Genomic DNA, 16,540 nt, shown 5'->3' on the forward strand with positions numbered 1-16,540 from the left:
ACTGATGGAAACCCGGTCTAATCATGTGCTCGTCGGCGGGGTCGTTCTGGCCCTGCTCGTGGCGTTGCTGGCGTTTATCGTCTGGCTGGCGGGGTTCAACACCAACAGCATCCAGCGCTACGACATCTTCTTCAAGACGTCGGTCGACGGCCTCGCCAAAGGGTCGCCTGTGAACTTCTCTGGCGTCCCCGTCGGCAAGGTCGAAGAGATCCGGCTGATGCCCGACAGCCCCGAATTCGTTCGCGTCCGCATCGCGGTCGAGAAGGACTCGCCGATCCTCCAGGGCACGACCGCCACCATCGCGGGCGTCGGCTTCACCGGGGTCAGTCAGGTCAATCTGGATGGTGCGGTCAAGAATGCTCCGCCGATCGTCGAGCCGGGACCTTACGGCGTTCCCGTGATCCCGACCAAGCCGGGTGCGCTGGGCGAACTGCTCAATTCGGCGCCCGAACTGCTTCAGCGCATCTCCACGCTGACCGGACGGCTCACCGAACTGCTCAACGAAAAGAATCAGAAATCGATCACCGGCATCCTCGCCAATGTCGACCGGCTGTCGGGCGACCTGGCCAATCGTGGCCCGGAGATCGCGGCCGCCGTCGTCCAGTTGAAGACCACGATGGAGCAGGCGGGCCTCGCAGCCGAACGCGTCGGCGAACTGGCCGAGACGACCAACGGCGTTGTTCAGAGCGATGTCCGCCCGGCCATGGCCAATCTCAACAAGGCGACCGCTTCGGCCCAGCACACGCTGGAGACCCTCGACGCGGCGATCACCGACGCCCGTCCGGGCCTGAAGAGCTTCTCGTCCGAGACTGTGCCACAGATCAACCAGCTCGTTCGCAACATCGCCGAGATGTCGGACTCGCTGAACGCCATTTCGTCGAAGCTCGACCGGGGCGGCGCCGGCGCCGTGCTCGGCGGATCTAAGCTTCCCGATTATAAGTCGAAGGATTGAGGGTCATGCTGCGCCGTTCGCTGATCGCCGTTTCTGCCGCCGTTCTTCTGTCGGGCTGCGTCAGCCTGGGTGAGGATCCGCCCGAGCGGCTGGTGGGTCTGACCGCGCAGGCGACCGTTCCGGCCGGCACCGCCAAGGTCGCCCGCGATGCGCAGGCCGTCAGCGTCGCGATGCCCGCCCTTCCCTCGCAGCTGCGAAACCAGCGCATCGCGGTGCAGACGGGCATGACCTTCGCCTATCTGCCCAAGGTCGCCTGGGTCGATACGCCCGGTGCCCTCTTCCGCTCGGTTCTCGCCGAGACGATCGAGGCGAAGACCGGCCGCTTCGTGCCGGACCATCGCAATGCGTCGATCACCCCGGACAATCGCCTCGGAGGCACGCTCATCGCCTTCCAGCTGCTCGGTGGACAGCGGCAGGTTCTGGTGACCTATGACGCAACGCTGGCGCGGGCGGGCAGCGACGAGGTGAAGACCCGCAGGTTCGAGGCGCGTATCCCGGTGGCGGGCGAGGACGCCGCGAGCGTGACGGCGGGTCTCAATCAGGCCGCCAATCAGGTGGCGGCGGACGTGGCGGACTGGATCGGTCAGGGCTGAGCCCGACCGGCGGCGTGTCAGAGGTCGACGCCGGAGGCGATCGCTTCGAGCTTGCGGATACGTTCCTTGAGATCGGCCAGTTCGATACGCGCGGCGGGCGACGGCCCGAGCGATGGCTCGCTCGCAACCGGAATGCGCCGCTCGAGGCGCATCCTTTCCAGTTCGAGCCAGCCGCGCCAGCCGGCCAGCGCCGCCCAGGCGACGACGCCGAGGCCAATCAGTCCCGCCCCGCTCACGGTGAGCCAGAAGGTAGAGTCGATCATGGTCCCGTTCCTTCCTTGAGGATCAGTCGACCCGGCGCAGCGCCTCGATCTCGCGATCGAGGGCCATGCCGCGGTCATTTTCGGTGGCGATGCGTTCGAGGACGGCGACCCGCTCCTTGAGCAGGCGCATCTCTTCCCGCAGCCTTTCGGTGTCACCATTGTCGCGCCGGGCCCATTTTTCGCCCTTGCGCGTAACGCCATATTTGGCGCGGAATATGCTCGTGACCGCCGTGATGGCGACGATCAGCACGACCATTTCAAAGGGGTTCATCCTGCTTCTCCTCGCGGATGCAATCAGTTGAGTGGTTGATCGCGCAGACGATCGATCTCGGCTGCCAGATCGGTGGAACGGTCCGTCAGGATCCGTTCGAGCACCGCAACGCGCTGTTCGAGCCGTTCGGTCTTCGCCGCATATTGGGCGGCCTTCTCGGCGGTGTCCCTGGACAGGACCTCGATCTGCTTCTTCCGCAGCGACATCCATTCGGTGGCGACCCAGCCGAGGATGGCGACCAGCGGAATGCTGGCGATCATGTAGTAAAAGAGATTGACCATAAGAGGACCTCAGTTGGCCGGGCCGCGCAGGGCGTTGATTTCCTGGTCGAGGCGGAAGCTGCTGTCGGTGACGATGCGTTCGACCGTGGCGAGCCGCTCCTTGACGGCGGACAGTTCGGCCCGAAGCTGGGCATTCTCGCCGGAGAGGAGCTTGACCCGCTCCATCGTCTCGTCGCTGCTGCGCGGATAGACAGCCTTGCCCCAGCTGTTCTCCAGCGGATAGCCATGCTTGACCCTGAGCCAGGTCGTCACGATCCAGCCGGCGACACCGAGAATGGCGACGATCGTCGCACCCGGCACCAGAACTGCCATCGGAATATCCATCTGTCTTCCCCTAACCCGACAGCCATCGCTGTTTACAGGACTGTCGGTTCGACCGTTCGACGAACATCATTCCCGGTTCGACGAACGCCATGATGTTGACGGTGCCGCGCCTCGACGGCCTTGGCGATCCGGCGCGAAGCGCAGCTCAGCGGAGCGCGTCGATCTCGCGGGCCAGCGCCGAATTGTGGCTGGTGACGTGCGTCTCGACATCGGCAATCCGGCGATCGATGTCGCGGAAGCGGGCGCGGACGTCACGGACCGAGGCGCCGGGCCGGGCCCGCACGGTCTGCCAGAACTTCTGCTCCTCGCGGTCGCTTTCGTAGAATTCGCGCGGCTTGTCGTCGACCAGCCAGTTGACCAGCAGATAGGCGACCAATGTCCAGGGAAAGCCCCCGATCAGGGTCAGCAACACGGTGCCGACGCGGACCAGCGTGACGTCGATCCCGGTATAGTCGGCAAGTCCCGCGCAGACGCCCAGCCATTTGCGGTTGCGCTTGTCGACATAGAATTTTGTGCGGCGAGCGGACATTTCGAACCTTCCCTTCCTGTTCTGTCGGCGTCCTGGCGATCAGTGATCGCGGCGCCATTCCTCCTGGCCACGCTCTGCGACCTGGCGCGGCCGCCAGCTGGGGTCCTGACTGTCCAGGATCCGTTCCAGCGTGGCGACGCGATCGTCCAGGCGACGGGCCATTTCATGCATGTCGTCGAGAAGCTTCTCGTCCTCGACCGTCAGCCCGCCATTCTTCTTCCACTGGGTGACATAGTGAAAGACCAGCCAGGGCAGGCCGAGAAAGAGGATGCCGACCACCCCGATCGGGACGAGACCTTCCATCGCCTCAGGCCCCCTTGCTCTGCGCCTTGGCCTTCAGCGCGGCCAGTTCGGCGTCGACCTTGTCGGACGAGCGCAGTTCGGCGATCTCCTCCTCGAGCGACTTGGGTGCGGCGCCCATGCCCGCCGCTTCGGCGCGACCCTCGGCATAATCGACGCGGCGTTCGAGCAGTTCGAAGCGCGAGAAAGCTTCGTCGATCTTCGGACCGGCATACATTTCCCGCATGCGAGCACGGTTGTTCGCCGATTCGAGTCGGGTGACGATGCTGTTCTGGCGCGCCCGCGCCTCGCGCAGCTTGCCCTGCAGCTTGGCGATGTCGGCTTCGGACGCCTTCAGCGACTCATCGAGCAGGTCGATCTCTTCGTGCAGCTGGCCGGCGAGATCGGCGGCCTTCTGCTTTTCGACCAGCGCGGCCTTGGCCAGGTCCTCGCGGTCCTTGGACAGCGCCAGTTCGGCCTTTTCCAGCCAGTTGGCCTGGACGGTCTCGAGCTTGGCGATCTGGCGACGCAGTTCCTTCTGGTCGGCGATCGTCCGCGCGGCGGAGGCGCGCACCTCGACGAGAGTCTCCTCCATTTCGAGGATAATCATGCGGATCATCTTCGCCGGGTCTTCGGCCTTGTCGAGAAGGTCGGTGACGTTGGCGGCGATGATGTCGCGGGTGCGGGAGAAAATCCCCATCTGTCAGGCTCCTTGATTACGCTCGATACTGGCTTGGCGGGACCGCCGGCAGTCTAACCCGTCCGGCGGCGGACGCCATGCGTTAACGGAGGGTACCCTCCTGCTGGAAGGCGGCGGGGCCGATCTGCGCAGGGGCAACCGCCCCCAGGATACAGATCAGCGAGAGAAGCACGGCGCCCACGGCCGAGACCGTGATGCGCTGGAGGTCGATGGTGTCGAAACCGAACATTATCCTGTTTCCCTGTCGTTCCGGTTCCGGCAGTGCCGGTATGGCTGATGCAATGCAGAAGCCGTGCCAATTCCAAAAATCCCATATTTACAAAGTAATAGTGGAGGCCGAGAGGAGGTTGGCACATTTCGCTATTGCCAAGTCTTGGGATTTTACGCCAATCCTGTGGCATGCAGCGCGAAGCCCAGTTCATCGGCCAGTCGCTGGCCTTTCTCGACTCGGTCGAGCGGGCCAGCCGCGCCGCCGCGCTCAACCGTCCGGTGCTCGTCATCGGCGAACGGGGCACCGGCAAGGAGCTGGTCGCCGAGCGCCTCCATCGCCTGTCGCAGCGCTGGGATGGCCCGCTCGTCACGCTGAACTGCGCCGCCCTGCCGGAGACGCTGATCGAGGCCGAGCTGTTCGGTCATGAAGCCGGCGCCTTTACCGGCGCAACAAAGGCACGCGCGGGGCGTTTCGAAGAAGCGCATGGCGGGACGCTCTTCCTCGACGAACTGGCGACGCTGTCGATGGGCGCGCAGGAGCGGCTGTTGCGCGCGGTGGAATATGGCGAGGTCACGCGGATTGGTGCGTCGCGGCCGGTTCGGGTCGACGTCCGCATCGTCGCCGCGACGAACGAGCATCTGCCGAACCTCGTCGAGCGTGGGCGCTTCCGCGCCGATCTGCTCGATCGGCTGTCGTTCGAGGTCATCACCCTGCCGCCACTGCGCGCCCGCGACGGCGACGTGCCGGTCCTCGTCGATCATTTTGGCCGGCGCATGGCTTCGGAACTGGGCTGGCCGCATTGGCCCGGCTTTTCGGCGGGGGCCACCACAACGCTGGTCGACCATCCCTGGCCCGGCAATGTCCGCGAGCTGCGCAACGTGGTCGAGCGCGCCGTCTATCGCTGGGACGATCCGGAGCGGCCGATCGACGATATCCAGTTCGATCCGTTCGAGAGCCCCTGGCGTCCGGCAACGGCATCGGCCGCGCCCGTCGGAGCGAGCCCGACGGCGGCCGCAGCATCCCCCGAAAGGGCCGGTTCACCCGCGGCGCAGGCTGCGGTCTCAGCGCCAGCGAGCAGCTGCGAGGACTTCCGGACGGCGGTCCTGACCTATGAGAAGATGCTCTTGGAGGATGCGCTGCGCCGCTGCCGCTTCAACCAGCGCGCCACCGCGCTCGCGCTGAAGCTCAGCTACGACCAGCTGCGCCATGCGCTGCGCCGTCACGATCTGCTCGACCGGCAGGGATGAGCCTGGCCGATCGCCTCTTCGCGACCTTCGATCGGCTCTATGTGATCAATCTCGCGGCCCGGGACGACCGCAGGCAGGAGATGGCGGGCGAACTCGCGCGGCTCGGTCTCGGCTTCGACCATCCCCATGTGCGGCTGTTCGATGCGATCCGGCCCGAATCCGCCGGCCCCTTTCGCAGCGTCGGTGCGCACGGCGCCTTTCTGAGCCAGCTTGGCGTACTGACCGAAGCGCGCAGCGAGGGGATGCGATCGATCCTGATGCTGGAGGACGATTGCGACTTCGTGGCGAGCGCGCCGGGCCGCCTGCCGGAGCTGCTCGACCGGCTCGATGCCGAGGGGCTCGGCCTCTTCTATGGCGGCCATGAATTGCCCGAAGGCGATGCGGGCCTCGATCTGACCGGCTCCGGCCTCATGCGGGTCCCCCCTGCGCTGAATATCCGGCTTGCCCATTGCCTGGGGTTCGGCCCGGCTGCGATCGCAGCGCTGCCCGGCTATCTCGACGCAATGCTGGCACGCCCCGCCGGCAGCCCGGATGGTGGCCCGATGGACGTCGATGGCGCCTATAACTGGTTTCGGCGCGCAAGGCAGGATTGCCCGACCCATCTCGCCATTCCGCCGATCGCCTATCAGCGCCCGTCGCGCACCGATATTTCGGCGACCGGGCCGCTCGATCGGCTGCCCGGACCGCTGCGAAGGATCGCGCGCGGCGCGCGGCGCGCCTGGCAAAGGCGCCGCTGAAACAAAAGGGCCGGAGGATTGCTCCCCCGGCCCGTTCATCCGTGGAGTCGATGCTTCTCAGCCGAAATTGGCGTTGGTCATCGAATAGAGCATCGGGATCGAAAGCAGCGTGTTGGTGCGCGAGAAGATCATCGCGGTCTTGGCAGCGGCCGCCTTGGTGTCGGCGTCGGCCTCGACGATGCCCAGCGCCTTCTTCTGCGCCGGCCAGATCAGGAACCACACGTTGAACGCCATGATCAGCGCCAGCCACATGCCGATCCCGATCAGGCGATAGTCGGGCGCGAAGGTCAGCGCGGCAACCAGATAGCCGGTCACATGCGCCACCGACAGGCCGGTGACGACGGTCAGCAGCGCGCCATAGCGGAAGAAGAACAGCGCCTTGGGAGCGATATATTTGGTAACGCCCGGCTTCAGCTCGGCCGGCACCGACGGCATGGTCGGAATCTGGACGAAGTTGAAATAATAGAGAAGGCCGATCCAGACGATACCGAAGAACACGTGCAGCCAGCGGAGCACATAGTTGGCAAGCATCGACGGGTCCGGATGTGCATAGGCGATCAGCGCGATCGCGGCGGCCAGGCCGACGGCCAGCACCAGGTGCAGATTGGCGAAAAATTTATCCATGGAATTCCCCTGCATCTTGCGTCCGCACCCTTGGCAACGCGGATCGCTTTCCCGGCGCAGTTTAGAAATTCGTTCCGCTTTTGTCACACATTATGATGAACGCGCGATGCCGTTCGGCGGCGGGAGCGATGCCGCGTCGCCGGAACGCCACGACAGGTCGCTTTTCGGTGGACCTTCCCGCCCTCCAAATCGTTGAGGAGCCGTATTTTTCCATCCACAGGCTCATGGAGTTTCCAATGGCGTTCTCGCTTCCCACCCTTCCCTTCGACCGTGCGGCGCTGGAGCCGGTCCTGTCGGCGGAGAGCTTCGACTATCACCATGGCAAGCACCATCAGGCCTATGTCGACAAGGTCAATGGCTGGCTCGACGAGAAGGGGCTGAAGGGCAAGTCGCTGGTCGAGATCGTCAAGCTGGCCAAGGACATGGGCGACAAGCCGCTGTCGAACAACGCGGGCCAGATCTGGAACCATAATTTCTTCTGGCAGTGCCTCGCCCCGGAGGGGTCGACAAAGCCGTCGGACAAGCTGGCGAAAATGATCGAGGCGAGCTTCGGCAGCCAGGAGGAACTGGTGAAGAAGCTGTCCGCCGAAGCGGTCGGCCATTTCGGCAGCGGCTGGGCCTGGCTTGCGCTCGCGGGCGACAAGCTGGTCATCACCTCGCTCCACGATGGCGAGACGCCGCTCAGCCAAAGCGATCTCAAGCCGCTTCTGACCCTCGATGTGTGGGAACATGCCTATTATATCGACTATCGCAACGCCCGGCCGAAGTTCGCCGAATCCGTGCTCGGCAAGGTCGTGAACTGGGACTTCGTCTCGCGCAATGTTGAAGGCGATGCGGTCGCGGCTGCAGACCTTCCCGCCGCCTGAAAGTGGCTGGCTGACATCGGCAAGCGCCCCCTCGCCGGAGGGGGCGCTAAGCCTCTTCGATCTCGTCCAGAAAGCGTCCCAGCCTCTGTCGCAGCCGCGCTGCGCCATCGGTCAATGAGCGGGCTATCCCGGAAATCTGCTCGGCGCCTGACGCCGCATCCGCGGCACTGCCGCTGATCTCCGACGCCTGGGTCCGGATGTGCTCATTCGCCCCGGCGGCGTCGCGGACATTGGCGCTGACCGCTTCTCCCACCTTGCGATTGCGCTCCACAGCCGCATCGACCGTGGCCGACAGATCGTCGAGCGCGGCGATGGCGGCCTCGATACCGGCCTGCCCGGCCGCGACGCTGCCAACACCGCTGCGCACGCTGTCGATCCGCGCGGCGATCAAGCCGACTGAATCGCGTGTCTGGCGGGCGAGCGCTTTCACCTCGGAAGCGACGATCGCAAAGCCCCGCCCGGCTTCGCCCGCGCGCGCCGCCTCGATCGTGGCGTTCAGCGCGAGCAGATTGATCCGCCGGGCAACGGCGTCGATCGTTTCCACGACCGCCCCGATCTCATCGGTCGTTTCACCCAGCTGCCGGGCGCGGCGCCCGCCCTCCTCGATCATTCCGGCAACGTGCAGTGTCGACGAGCGAGCGGCGGCAACCTCGCTGCTCAGCTGGCCGAGCGATGCCACCAGCTCCCGGCCCTGTTCGGCAACGGCACCGACATTGTCGGCCGCCTGCGCGGCAGCGGTCATGACCGAAAGGCCCTTGGCGCCGACATCGCGAGCCCGGGCGCCCATGCGGCCTGCGCTTTCCTCGAGCGCCGAAGAGACCTCCATCATGTCGCCCGACAAGGCCGCCGCCTCCGCGCGCATCGCGCTCGACGCCTCGGCGATGCGGCGCAACCGCGCCGCGCGACGTCGGCCCAGTTCCGCCTCGCGATCGGCGGCAAGCCGCAACAAGGTCCGACCACTGACAGCCCCGACGAAACGGCCCTCGCGCGTAAGGAGAATGGCGTCATGCCCCTCCCCCGACGAGACGAGCGCGAAAAGTTCGCCGAGGGGCGCGTCGGCCTCGGCCACCGGCACGGCGCTGACGAAACCGTCGAGGCGACGATAGAGGCTGTGGTTGCACAGCAGCGCATGGCCGAACGGGTTGAGCAGAAGGCGGCGGACGTCGCGCTCGAGCACGGCACCGAGCGGACGACCGTCTCCGTCGACGACGGGAAGCGCCTCCAGTTCCGGACAGTCGCGAAAACAGGCGATCACGTCACGGACTCCGGACTCTGCCCCGACCGATCGGGTGATCATCGCCGGGCGCAGACGCTCATCCACCCTTGCGGGCATGATCGCCATATCGAAGCTCATCGACGCCTCCTCCGCCCAAAGTCCTAAGCGGCGCTGGTAAACGGAAGGTAAGCCCAGCGTTACAGTTTGATGAAACTTACATGAAATACAGAGGCTTAGCGAAAGGTTTCAGCCCTGCGGGGGCAGCGCAGCATCCTCGGCCGTCTCGCTGTTCAGCCCGTGCCGCATCAGCATCGGCACATTCGCGATGGCGAACAGGATCGTCGCGGGGAGCGCACCCCACAATTTATAGCCGAGCCAGAATTCCATGCTGGTCGAGCGCCACACCGCCTCGTTCGCGACCGCCATGGCCACGAAGAAGATCGCCCAGTTGCGGGTGAGCTTGGTCCAGCCGAGGTCGGTGAGGCCGGGATAAGCCTGGCCAAGGACGAGCTTCAGCGTAGGCCGGTCGGTGTAGAGGCCGAAGCCGAGAATGCCGGCGACCATCAGATAATAGACGGTCGGCTTCATCTTGATGAAAGTGGCGTCGTGCAGCCACACGGTCAGGCCGCCGAAGACGGCGACCATCACACCCGAGAAGAGCAGCATCGGCGAGATGCGCCGCGTCCGTATCCACGACGCAGCGATGGCGACGAAGGTCGCCCCCATGAAGATCGCGGTCGCCCGAACGACGTCCTTGGTCAGCCACCAAGCCGCCAGATAGACGACCAGCGGACCCAGATCGATCAGCAGCTTGAGTCCCGAACCGGCCTCGCGGTCGGGCGCAGGTGTCGACGCGCTCATTTGGCTATCCTCTCGAGGCCCGCGATCGCGCGTGCTACCTCTGCAGGGTCGAAGGGCTTGAGGTCGTCGATCGACTCGCCAAGGCCGATCGCATGGACCGGCAGGCCATAGCGTTCGGCGGCCGCGACCAGCACGCCGCCGCGCGCCGTTCCGTCAAGCTTGGTCATCACCAGACCGGTCACTCCGGCGGTTTCCTTGAAGATCTCGATCTGGCTCAACGCATTCTGCCCGGTCGTCGCGTCGAGCACGAGCAGCACGTCATGCGGCGCGGCGGGGTTGAGCCGGCCCAGCACGCGCCGGATCTTGCCGAGCTCGTCCATCAGGCCGGTCTTGTTCTGCAGGCGACCGGCAGTGTCGACGATCAGCACGTCGATGCCCTTCTCGGTCCCCTGCTTCACGCCCTCGAAGACGAGGCTGGCCGCGTCGCCGCCTTCCTGGCCGCTGATGATCGGCACGCCGATCCGGTCGGCCCACACCTTGAGCTGTCCGATCGCGGCAGCCCGGAAGGTGTCGCCGGCGACCAGCATCACCGCATAATCCTGTTCCTGCAGCCAATGCGCCAGCTTGGCGATCGTGGTCGTCTTGCCCGACCCATTGACGCCGATCACGAGGATGACCTGCGGACGCGGGAAGGCCTCGATTTCGAGCGGCTTGGCGGCAGGAGCGAGGACCTTTTCGATTTCCTGTGCGACGATTTCGCGCAGGCGGCGTTCGTCGAGGCCCTTGTCGAACATTTCTCCGGCGAGGCGCTCGCGAATCCGGCGCGATGTCGCCGGCCCGAGGTCGGAGGCGATCAGCGCCTCCTCGATCTCGTCGAGCGTGGCGTCGTCGAGCGCGGCCTTGCCGAACAGGCCGGTCAGATTCTCGCCCAGCCGATCGGAGGTTTTCCTGAACCCCCCGAAAAGCTTTTCGTGCCAGCGCAATTCGCTCATTCGATCCTGCCTGTTAGGCCATGCTCGTCATGGCCGGTGATGGTTGCCTCGGCGATGCTGCCTACGCGCGGGATGGTGCCTTCGATCCGCACGCGGGCGAAATTGGGTGCATGGCCGACCCCGCCGCGCTCGACCAGCAGGCTCTGCCGGCTGCCGACCAGCCCGGCGAGCCACGCCTTGCGGCGCGCATCGCCCCGCGCGCGCAAGGCCTCGGCCCGGGCACGGATGACGGAGGGCGGCAGTTGCGGCATCCGCGCGGCGGGCGTGCCGGCACGCGGCGAATAGGGAAAGACATGTGCGAAGACGATGTCGCAATCGTCGATCAGCGCGGCGCTGTTCGCCGCCATCGCCTCGTCCTCGGTCGGAAAGCCGGCGATCAGGTCGGCGCCGATCGCGATCTCGGGCCGGGCGGCCTTGAGCCGCTGCACCATCGCAACGGCATGCGCGCGGTCATGGCGGCGCTTCATCCGCTTGAGGATCATGTCGTCGCCAGCCTGCAACGACAGATGCAGATGCGGCATGATCCGCGCTTCGCCGGTCAGCAGCGCGAACAGACGGTCGTCGATCTCGACCGAATCGAGCGAGGACAGGCGCAGCCGGCGCAGGGCGGGTATATGGGTCAGGATACGCTCGACCAGCTGCCCCAGCGTAGGGCTGCCTGGAAGGTCGGGACCATAGCTGGTGAGATCGACGCCCGTCAGCACGACCTCTTCATGGCCCTGGTCGACCAGCGCGTGGATGCGGTCGATCACGCGTCCGGCGGGGACCGAGCGGCTGTTCCCTCGACCCTGGGGGATGGCGCAGAAGGTGCAGCGATGATCGCAGCCATTTTGCACCTCGACGAAGGCACGCGCATGGCCGGCAAAGGCCGAGGCCATATGCCCGGCGGTCTCGCGCAGTTCCATGATGTCGGAGACGTGGATGTCCGCCACCGGTCCGCGTTCGAAGGCGAGCAGGTCGGGCCGCGCCTTTTCCGCATTGCCGATCACGCGGGCGACCTCTGGCATGGCGGCGAAGGCCGCGGGGTCGATCTGCGCAGCGCAGCCGGTGACCACGATCCGCGCATCCGGGCGGCGGCGCGCGGCGCGGCGGATCGCCTGCCGGGTGCGGGTGACGGCCTCGTTGGTGACGGCGCAGCTGTTGACGATGATCAGGCCGTTATCGTCCGCCGCTGCGGCGCGCATGGCCTCGCTCTCGGCGATGTTGAGCCGACAGCCCAGGGTGATCAGCTCGGGGCCGCTCATCAGAGCGCTCCCATATCCGCCCCGAGATCGAGCTCGCCGGTAAAGACATGGGTGGCGGGACCGGTCATGCGCACCGGGCGGCCCGGCGCCCAGTCGATCGTCAGCGGTCCACCGGGCAGCGTCACGCGCACCGGCGAGTCGACGAGGCCCGCGCGGATCGCCGCGACCGCCGTCGCGCAGGCACCCGTTCCGCAGGCATCGGTCAGCCCGACGCCGCGCTCCCACACGCGCAGCCGGATATCGGAGCGGCTGTCGACGGTCGCGACGTTGACGTTGATCTTCGCCGGAAACAGCGGGTCGGTCTCGATCAGCGGGCCGAGCCGCTCGAGCGGCACCGCATCGGTCTCACCCACGAAGAAGATCACATGCGGATTGCCGACATTGACCGCAGCCGGCGCCTCCAGCATTTCCCAGCCGACCGGCATCGCCCGCGTGTCCATCGCATAGGCCAGCGGGATCGCGTCCCAGTCGAAGCTTGGCTCGACCAGGTCGACTGCGACGGCATCGCCCTCGGCCCGGCCTTCGAGCATTCCGCCGAGCGTTTCCAGCCGCGCCGTTCCGCCCAGCAGGCTGACGACGCAGCGGGTCGCGTTGCCGCAGGCTTCGACCTCGCTGCCATCGGCGTTGAAGATGCGCATCCTGGCATCGGCGACATCCGACGGCTGGAGCAGGATCAGCTGGTCGCAGCCGACCCCGGTCTTGCGATCGGCGATCGCCCGGACGCGGGCGGACGCGAGTTCGACCGCGCCGTCACGCGCGTCGATCACGACGAAGTCGTTGCCCAGACCGTGCATCTTGTGAAAGCGAAGCTTCATGGCCCGCGCGGCTTAGGGTTTCAGCGCGACGAAGTCCACAGGCGGGCCCCTCCTTGCGGCGGGATCAGGCGCGCTTCTTGCGTCCCTGACGCATCGCGACGACACCGCCCGCCACCGCGCTGGGGCTGGCGGCGATCAGCTGCCCCCGCCCGGCGAGCAGGCCGCGCGTGTTGCGCGCCGGCGCCGCGCGGCCGAAATGCCAGCCCTGCACGGTGACATTGCCGATCTCGCCGAGCAGGGCCGCGATCTCGGCATTTTCGACGCCTTCGGCGATCACCTCGATGTTCAACCCTTCGGCCAGAGACATGATCATGCGGACGAGCGCGGCGGCATCGGCATCCTCGACCATGCGCAGGACGAAGCTCCGGTCGATCTTCACCCGGTCGAGCGGCATCGCGCGCAAATGGGTCAGGCTGGAATAGCCTGTGCCGAAATCGTCGAGCGCGACACGGATGCCCTGGTTCTTGAGGCTGGCAATGATCGCCAGAGCGAAGCCCTGATTTTCGAGCAGTGCAGCTTCGGTGATCTCGATCTCGAGCCGCTCGGCGGGAAAGTTGAGCTCGGTCAGCAGCTTGACGATCTTCTGCGCGAGCCAGGGGTCGCGCATCTGCGTCGGGCTGATGTTGACCGCGAGGATCAGCGCCGGATCCCATTGCCGCGCCTCGGCGATCGCCGCGCGCATCACCGACATCGACAATTCGCCGATCAGCCCCGATTCGTCGGCTACGGGGATGAACACCACCGGCTCGATCACGCCATGGTCGGGATGCTCCCAGCGTGCCAGCACCTCGAAACCGCGAATGGCGCCGGTCGCCAGATCGATCTGCGGCTCGAACCAGGGAACGATCTGCCCGCTCGGAATCCCAGCGCGCAGGCCCAGTTCGATCTCGTTGCGCAGCTCCAGCTCGCGTTCCATGCTGGAGTCGAACCAGGCGCGCTGGTTCCGCCCGGCGCGCTTGGCGGCATAGAGAGCGATATCCGAGCGGCGCATCAGCGTGTCGATCGTGCGGCATCCCGGCTCGGTGCGGGCGATGCCGACCGAAGCGCCGATCCGCGCCTGTACCCCGCCGATCGAGAAGGGCTCCTTCATCCGCGCCAGGATCGCGTCGGCTACACCTTCTACAGCCGAGGGCTCGTCGGGATTGATCGGAAAGGCACAGGCGAACTCGTCGCCGCCGAGGCGGGCGGCAAGCGCATTGGCGGGGAGCGGTGCCACGATCGCTTGGGAGGCGGCACGCAGCAACTGGTCACCGGCCAGATGGCCGTGCATGTCGTTGACCGACTTGAAATGGTCGAGGTCGATCATGAGCATCGCGAGCGATCCGTTGCGCGGCAGGACATGATCGATCATCCGGGCGCCCGCCTCCGCCAGCGCACGCCGGTTGAGCATGCCCGTGAGCGGGTCGCAGGTCGCCAGCTCGCTGGCGCGCGCCTCGGCAGCGCGACGAAGTTCGACCTCATATTTGAGGGCCCGGTAGCGCCGCCACCCCAGCAGCATCAAAGCGAGGTTGAGCAGCAGGACCGAAATGGTGAGGTTGTCGCCGACCGAGAGCGAGGCCCCCTGCGCACGCACCAGCGTGCCGACCACACTGAGCGCCGAGACGATCACCAGCAGGACGGCAGCGATGGTGACGCCCGCCGCGAGCAGATCACGACGGTCGCGGACGGGGCGCGCGGACGGGCCCTCCCCCAGCATCCTGTCGTGCATGTCTGTCTCCGGCCAAATCGATCGTCCGACTCTAGGAGCGGCTGGTTGCCAAGCCTTTAACGCGGAGTCCGGACAGCGCCTTTTCGATCGTGACCGACTTGTCCGCGCCCTGGCAGTCTGTAAACTTCTTACATATTTTCATTGATCAGCGGCCCGCACCCCACTGCTCGACCCGCTTTTGCACATGCCACCTACTGACTTTTCGAGCTTTTGGGCGTCAGTGGCGGCATAACTTGTACAGCAGGACACAAATCATGAGCTACCAGGACGAAATCGCACAGGCCGAACAGCTGATCCGCCAGAAGGGTTCGCCCTGGGCCGGGATCGGCGCCGAGGCGGTCGCCCGGATGCGCCTGCAGAACCGCTTCCAGACCGGCCTCGACATCGCCCGCTACACCGCGAAGATCATGCGCGAGGACATGGCGGCCTATGACGCCGACCCTGCCAACTACACCCAGTCGCTGGGCTGCTGGCACGGCTTCATCGGTCAGCAGAAGCTGATCTCGATCAAGAAGCATTTCGGCACCACCAAGCGCCGCTATTTGTATCTGTCGGGCTGGATGGTCGCCGCGCTCCGCTCCGACTTCGGTCCGCTGCCCGACCAGTCGATGCATGAGAAGACCAGCGTTCCGGCGCTGATCGAGGAACTCTACACCTTCCTGCGCCAGGCTGATGCGCGCGAGCTCAGCCTGATGTTCCGCGAGCTCGACAAGGCGCGCGAGACCGGCAACCAGGTCGAGGAACAGCGCCTGATCCACGCGATCGACAATTATCAGACGCACGTCGTGCCGATCATCGCCGACATCGACGCCGGCTTCGGCAATGCCGAGGCGACCTATCTGCTTGCCAAGAAGATGATCGAGGCCGGCGCCTGCGCGCTCCAGATCGAGAATCAGGTGTCCGACGAGAAGCAGTGCGGCCACCAGGACGGCAAGGTCACCGTGCCGCACGAGGACTTCCTCGCGAAGATCCGCGCCTGCCGCTACGCCTTCCTCGAACTGGGCATCACCGACGGCATCATCGTCGCACGCACCGACTCGCTCGGCGCGGGCCTCACCAAGCAGATTGCTTACTCGGCCGAGCCGGGCGACATCGGCGATCAGTATAACAGCTTCCTCGACTGCGAGGAGATCACCGACATCTCCACCATCAACGGCGACGTCGTGATCAACCGCAACGGCAAGCTGATGCGCCCGAAGCGCCTGCGCTCCAACCTGTTCCAGTTCCGCGAGGGCACCGGCGCCGACCGCTGCGTCCTCGACTGCATCACGTCGCTGCAGAACGGCGCGGACCTGCTGTGGATCGAGACCGAGAAGCCGCATATCGAGCAGATCGCCGGCATGGTCGACCGCATCCGCGAGGTCATTCCGAACGCCAAGCTGGTCTACAACAACTCGCCCTCGTTCAACTGGACGCTGAACTTCCGTCAGCAGGTGTTCGACCGCTGGCAGCAGGAGGGCAAGGACGTCTCGGCCTATGACCGCAACCGTCTGATGAGCGTCGACTATGACGGGTCGGACCTCGCCAGTGAAGCCGACGAGAAGATCCGCACCTTCCAGCGCGACGCAGCGAAGCGGGCGGGCATCTTCCACCACCTGATCACCCTGCCGACCTATCACACCGCGGCGCTGTCGACCGACAACCTCGCCAAGGAATATTTCGGCGACGCCGGCATGCTCGGCTATGTGCTCAACGTGCAGCGTCAGGAGATCCGCCAGGGCATCGCCTGCGTGAAGCACCAGAACATGTCGGGCTCGGACATCGGCGACGACCATAAGGAATATTTCGCCGGCGAAGCGGCCCTCAAGGCCGGCGGCGTTCACAACACGATGAACCAGTTCGCAGCATAAGTGGACGGCATAGACATCGGAGAGGCTCGGGAGGACC

21 protein-coding genes are annotated in these 16,540 nt (G+C 65.8%); 6 read left to right on the forward strand and 15 right to left on the reverse strand.

Annotation, left to right across the window (positions count from 1 at the left end):
• Positions 1-4 precede the first annotated feature (4 nt).
• Complete coding sequence (locus ACNI3R_RS09935; RefSeq protein WP_426182698.1) at positions 5-952, forward strand: MlaD family protein; 948 nt, start codon at positions 5-7, stop codon at positions 950-952.
• 5 nt (positions 953-957) lie between these two features.
• Positions 958-1,545 (forward strand): ABC-type transport auxiliary lipoprotein family protein, encoded by a 588-nt coding sequence (locus ACNI3R_RS09940; protein ID WP_426182701.1) that lies wholly within the window; start codon positions 958-960, stop codon positions 1,543-1,545.
• 17 nt (positions 1,546-1,562) lie between these two features.
• Here the strand turns inward: ACNI3R_RS09940 and ACNI3R_RS09945 are convergent, their stop codons facing one another.
• The 8 genes from ACNI3R_RS09945 to ACNI3R_RS09980 form a co-directional block, all read right to left on the reverse strand.
• Positions 1,563-1,808 carry a hypothetical protein gene (locus ACNI3R_RS09945; protein WP_426182704.1) on the reverse strand — a complete coding sequence of 82 codons (246 nt, stop codon included), beginning with the start codon at positions 1,806-1,808 and terminating at the stop codon, positions 1,563-1,565.
• 22 nt (positions 1,809-1,830) lie between these two features.
• Positions 1,831-2,079: a hypothetical protein gene (locus tag ACNI3R_RS09950; RefSeq protein ID WP_426182707.1), complete on the reverse strand. Its 249-nt coding sequence runs from the start codon at positions 2,077-2,079 to the stop codon at positions 1,831-1,833.
• A 23-nt stretch (positions 2,080-2,102) separates the two neighbouring features.
• Positions 2,103-2,360 carry a hypothetical protein gene (locus tag ACNI3R_RS09955; protein WP_426182710.1) on the reverse strand — a complete coding sequence of 86 codons (258 nt, stop codon included), beginning with the start codon at positions 2,358-2,360 and terminating at the stop codon, positions 2,103-2,105.
• 9 nt (positions 2,361-2,369) lie between these two features.
• Entirely contained in the window at positions 2,370-2,672 is a 303-nt protein-coding gene (locus ACNI3R_RS09960; RefSeq protein ID WP_426182713.1) for a hypothetical protein, read from the reverse strand.
• Positions 2,673-2,829: 157 nt separating this feature from the next.
• Positions 2,830-3,213, reverse strand: coding sequence for an envelope stress response membrane protein PspC (pspC, locus tag ACNI3R_RS09965; protein WP_426182716.1), 384 nt, complete (start codon positions 3,211-3,213; stop codon positions 2,830-2,832).
• A gap of 39 nt (positions 3,214-3,252) precedes the next feature.
• Entirely contained in the window at positions 3,253-3,516 is a 264-nt protein-coding gene (gene pspB, locus ACNI3R_RS09970) for an envelope stress response membrane protein PspB (RefSeq protein WP_426182719.1), read from the reverse strand.
• A gap of 4 nt (positions 3,517-3,520) precedes the next feature.
• Entirely contained in the window at positions 3,521-4,192 is a 672-nt protein-coding gene (pspA, locus tag ACNI3R_RS09975) for a phage shock protein PspA (RefSeq protein WP_426182722.1), read from the reverse strand.
• 82 nt (positions 4,193-4,274) lie between these two features.
• The gene (locus ACNI3R_RS09980) at positions 4,275-4,421 is read right to left on the reverse strand and encodes a hypothetical protein (protein WP_426182724.1); all 147 of its coding nucleotides are present in this window, start codon (positions 4,419-4,421) and stop codon (positions 4,275-4,277) included.
• A 170-nt stretch (positions 4,422-4,591) separates the two neighbouring features.
• Between ACNI3R_RS09980 and pspF the strand changes: the two genes are divergently transcribed.
• Together pspF and ACNI3R_RS09990 are read left to right on the forward strand one after the other, a co-directional pair.
• Positions 4,592-5,650: a phage shock protein operon transcriptional activator gene (pspF, locus tag ACNI3R_RS09985; protein WP_426182727.1), complete on the forward strand. Its 1,059-nt coding sequence runs from the start codon at positions 4,592-4,594 to the stop codon at positions 5,648-5,650.
• Positions 5,647-6,387, forward strand: a complete 741-nt coding sequence (locus ACNI3R_RS09990; RefSeq protein WP_426182729.1) for a glycosyltransferase family 25 protein — start codon at positions 5,647-5,649, stop codon at positions 6,385-6,387. The genes pspF and ACNI3R_RS09990 overlap by 4 nt, the downstream gene beginning before the upstream one ends.
• Before the next feature lie 57 nt (positions 6,388-6,444).
• On the opposite strand, the gene ACNI3R_RS09995 is transcribed toward ACNI3R_RS09990, so the two are convergent.
• Positions 6,445-7,011 (reverse strand): urate hydroxylase PuuD, encoded by a 567-nt coding sequence (locus tag ACNI3R_RS09995; protein ID WP_426182732.1) that lies wholly within the window; start codon positions 7,009-7,011, stop codon positions 6,445-6,447.
• A 236-nt stretch (positions 7,012-7,247) separates the two neighbouring features.
• Here ACNI3R_RS09995 and ACNI3R_RS10000 point away from each other — a divergent pair, with 236 nt between their 5' ends.
• The gene (locus ACNI3R_RS10000; protein ID WP_426182735.1) at positions 7,248-7,877 is read left to right on the forward strand and encodes a superoxide dismutase; all 630 of its coding nucleotides are present in this window, start codon (positions 7,248-7,250) and stop codon (positions 7,875-7,877) included.
• 46 nt (positions 7,878-7,923) lie between these two features.
• Here the strand turns inward: ACNI3R_RS10000 and ACNI3R_RS10005 are convergent, their stop codons facing one another.
• The 6 genes from ACNI3R_RS10005 to ACNI3R_RS10030 all read right to left on the reverse strand — a co-directional run bounded on the left by ACNI3R_RS10005 (position 7,924) and on the right by ACNI3R_RS10030 (position 14,653).
• A complete protein-coding gene (locus ACNI3R_RS10005) occupies positions 7,924-9,231 on the reverse strand; it encodes a methyl-accepting chemotaxis protein (protein ID WP_426182738.1) in 1,308 nt (435 codons plus the stop codon).
• A 108-nt stretch (positions 9,232-9,339) separates the two neighbouring features.
• On the reverse strand, positions 9,340-9,954 hold the full coding sequence (locus ACNI3R_RS10010) for a septation protein A (protein ID WP_426182740.1): 615 nt from the start codon (positions 9,952-9,954) through the stop codon (positions 9,340-9,342).
• Positions 9,951-10,886, reverse strand: a complete 936-nt coding sequence (gene ftsY, locus ACNI3R_RS10015; RefSeq protein ID WP_426182743.1) for a signal recognition particle-docking protein FtsY — start codon at positions 10,884-10,886, stop codon at positions 9,951-9,953. Before ftsY ends, ACNI3R_RS10010 begins: the two co-directional genes overlap by 4 nt.
• Positions 10,883-12,130, reverse strand: coding sequence for a tRNA (N(6)-L-threonylcarbamoyladenosine(37)-C(2))-methylthiotransferase MtaB (mtaB, locus tag ACNI3R_RS10020; protein ID WP_426182746.1), 1,248 nt, complete (start codon positions 12,128-12,130; stop codon positions 10,883-10,885). Before mtaB ends, ftsY begins: the two co-directional genes overlap by 4 nt.
• Positions 12,130-12,945, reverse strand: coding sequence for a diaminopimelate epimerase (gene dapF, locus ACNI3R_RS10025; protein ID WP_426182749.1), 816 nt, complete (start codon positions 12,943-12,945; stop codon positions 12,130-12,132). Before dapF ends, mtaB begins: the two co-directional genes overlap by 1 nt.
• A 64-nt stretch (positions 12,946-13,009) precedes the next feature.
• Positions 13,010-14,653, reverse strand: a complete 1,644-nt coding sequence (locus ACNI3R_RS10030; protein WP_426182752.1) for a putative bifunctional diguanylate cyclase/phosphodiesterase — start codon at positions 14,651-14,653, stop codon at positions 13,010-13,012.
• A gap of 254 nt (positions 14,654-14,907) precedes the next feature.
• Between ACNI3R_RS10030 and ACNI3R_RS10035 the strand changes: the two genes are divergently transcribed.
• Positions 14,908-16,503: an isocitrate lyase gene (locus tag ACNI3R_RS10035; RefSeq protein WP_426182754.1), complete on the forward strand. Its 1,596-nt coding sequence runs from the start codon at positions 14,908-14,910 to the stop codon at positions 16,501-16,503.
• Positions 16,504-16,540 lie beyond the last annotated feature (37 nt).

The sequence above is a fragment of the Rhizorhabdus antheiae genome (assembly GCF_049889055.1).
Lineage (GTDB): Bacteria > Pseudomonadota > Alphaproteobacteria > Sphingomonadales > Sphingomonadaceae > Rhizorhabdus.

Coding starts and splice junctions, on each gene's coding strand:
- ACNI3R_RS09950 (WP_426182707.1), bottom strand. CDS start 2,079: ATGAACCCCTTTGAAATGGTCGTGCTGATCGTCGCCATCACGGCGGTC.
- ACNI3R_RS10010 (WP_426182740.1), bottom strand. CDS start 9,954: ATGAGCGCGTCGACACCTGCGCCCGACCGCGAGGCCGGTTCGGGACTC.
- ACNI3R_RS09995 (WP_426182732.1), bottom strand. CDS start 7,011: ATGGATAAATTTTTCGCCAATCTGCACCTGGTGCTGGCCGTCGGCCTG.
- ACNI3R_RS10030 (WP_426182752.1), bottom strand. CDS start 14,653: ATGCACGACAGGATGCTGGGGGAGGGCCCGTCCGCGCGCCCCGTCCGC.
- pspA (WP_426182722.1), bottom strand. CDS start 4,192: ATGGGGATTTTCTCCCGCACCCGCGACATCATCGCCGCCAACGTCACC.
- dapF (WP_426182749.1), bottom strand. CDS start 12,945: ATGAAGCTTCGCTTTCACAAGATGCACGGTCTGGGCAACGACTTCGTC.
- pspF (WP_426182727.1), top strand. CDS start 4,592: ATGCAGCGCGAAGCCCAGTTCATCGGCCAGTCGCTGGCCTTTCTCGAC.
- ACNI3R_RS09935 (WP_426182698.1), top strand. CDS start 5: ATGGAAACCCGGTCTAATCATGTGCTCGTCGGCGGGGTCGTTCTGGCC.
- ACNI3R_RS09960 (WP_426182713.1), bottom strand. CDS start 2,672: ATGGCAGTTCTGGTGCCGGGTGCGACGATCGTCGCCATTCTCGGTGTC.
- ACNI3R_RS09955 (WP_426182710.1), bottom strand. CDS start 2,360: ATGGTCAATCTCTTTTACTACATGATCGCCAGCATTCCGCTGGTCGCC.
- ftsY (WP_426182743.1), bottom strand. CDS start 10,886: ATGAGCGAATTGCGCTGGCACGAAAAGCTTTTCGGGGGGTTCAGGAAA.
- ACNI3R_RS09980 (WP_426182724.1), bottom strand. CDS start 4,421: ATGTTCGGTTTCGACACCATCGACCTCCAGCGCATCACGGTCTCGGCC.
- pspC (WP_426182716.1), bottom strand. CDS start 3,213: ATGTCCGCTCGCCGCACAAAATTCTATGTCGACAAGCGCAACCGCAAA.
- ACNI3R_RS10005 (WP_426182738.1), bottom strand. CDS start 9,231: ATGAGCTTCGATATGGCGATCATGCCCGCAAGGGTGGATGAGCGTCTG.
- ACNI3R_RS09990 (WP_426182729.1), top strand. CDS start 5,647: ATGAGCCTGGCCGATCGCCTCTTCGCGACCTTCGATCGGCTCTATGTG.
- ACNI3R_RS09945 (WP_426182704.1), bottom strand. CDS start 1,808: ATGATCGACTCTACCTTCTGGCTCACCGTGAGCGGGGCGGGACTGATT.
- pspB (WP_426182719.1), bottom strand. CDS start 3,516: ATGGAAGGTCTCGTCCCGATCGGGGTGGTCGGCATCCTCTTTCTCGGC.
- mtaB (WP_426182746.1), bottom strand. CDS start 12,130: ATGAGCGGCCCCGAGCTGATCACCCTGGGCTGTCGGCTCAACATCGCC.
- ACNI3R_RS09940 (WP_426182701.1), top strand. CDS start 958: ATGCTGCGCCGTTCGCTGATCGCCGTTTCTGCCGCCGTTCTTCTGTCG.
- ACNI3R_RS10035 (WP_426182754.1), top strand. CDS start 14,908: ATGAGCTACCAGGACGAAATCGCACAGGCCGAACAGCTGATCCGCCAG.
- ACNI3R_RS10000 (WP_426182735.1), top strand. CDS start 7,248: ATGGCGTTCTCGCTTCCCACCCTTCCCTTCGACCGTGCGGCGCTGGAG.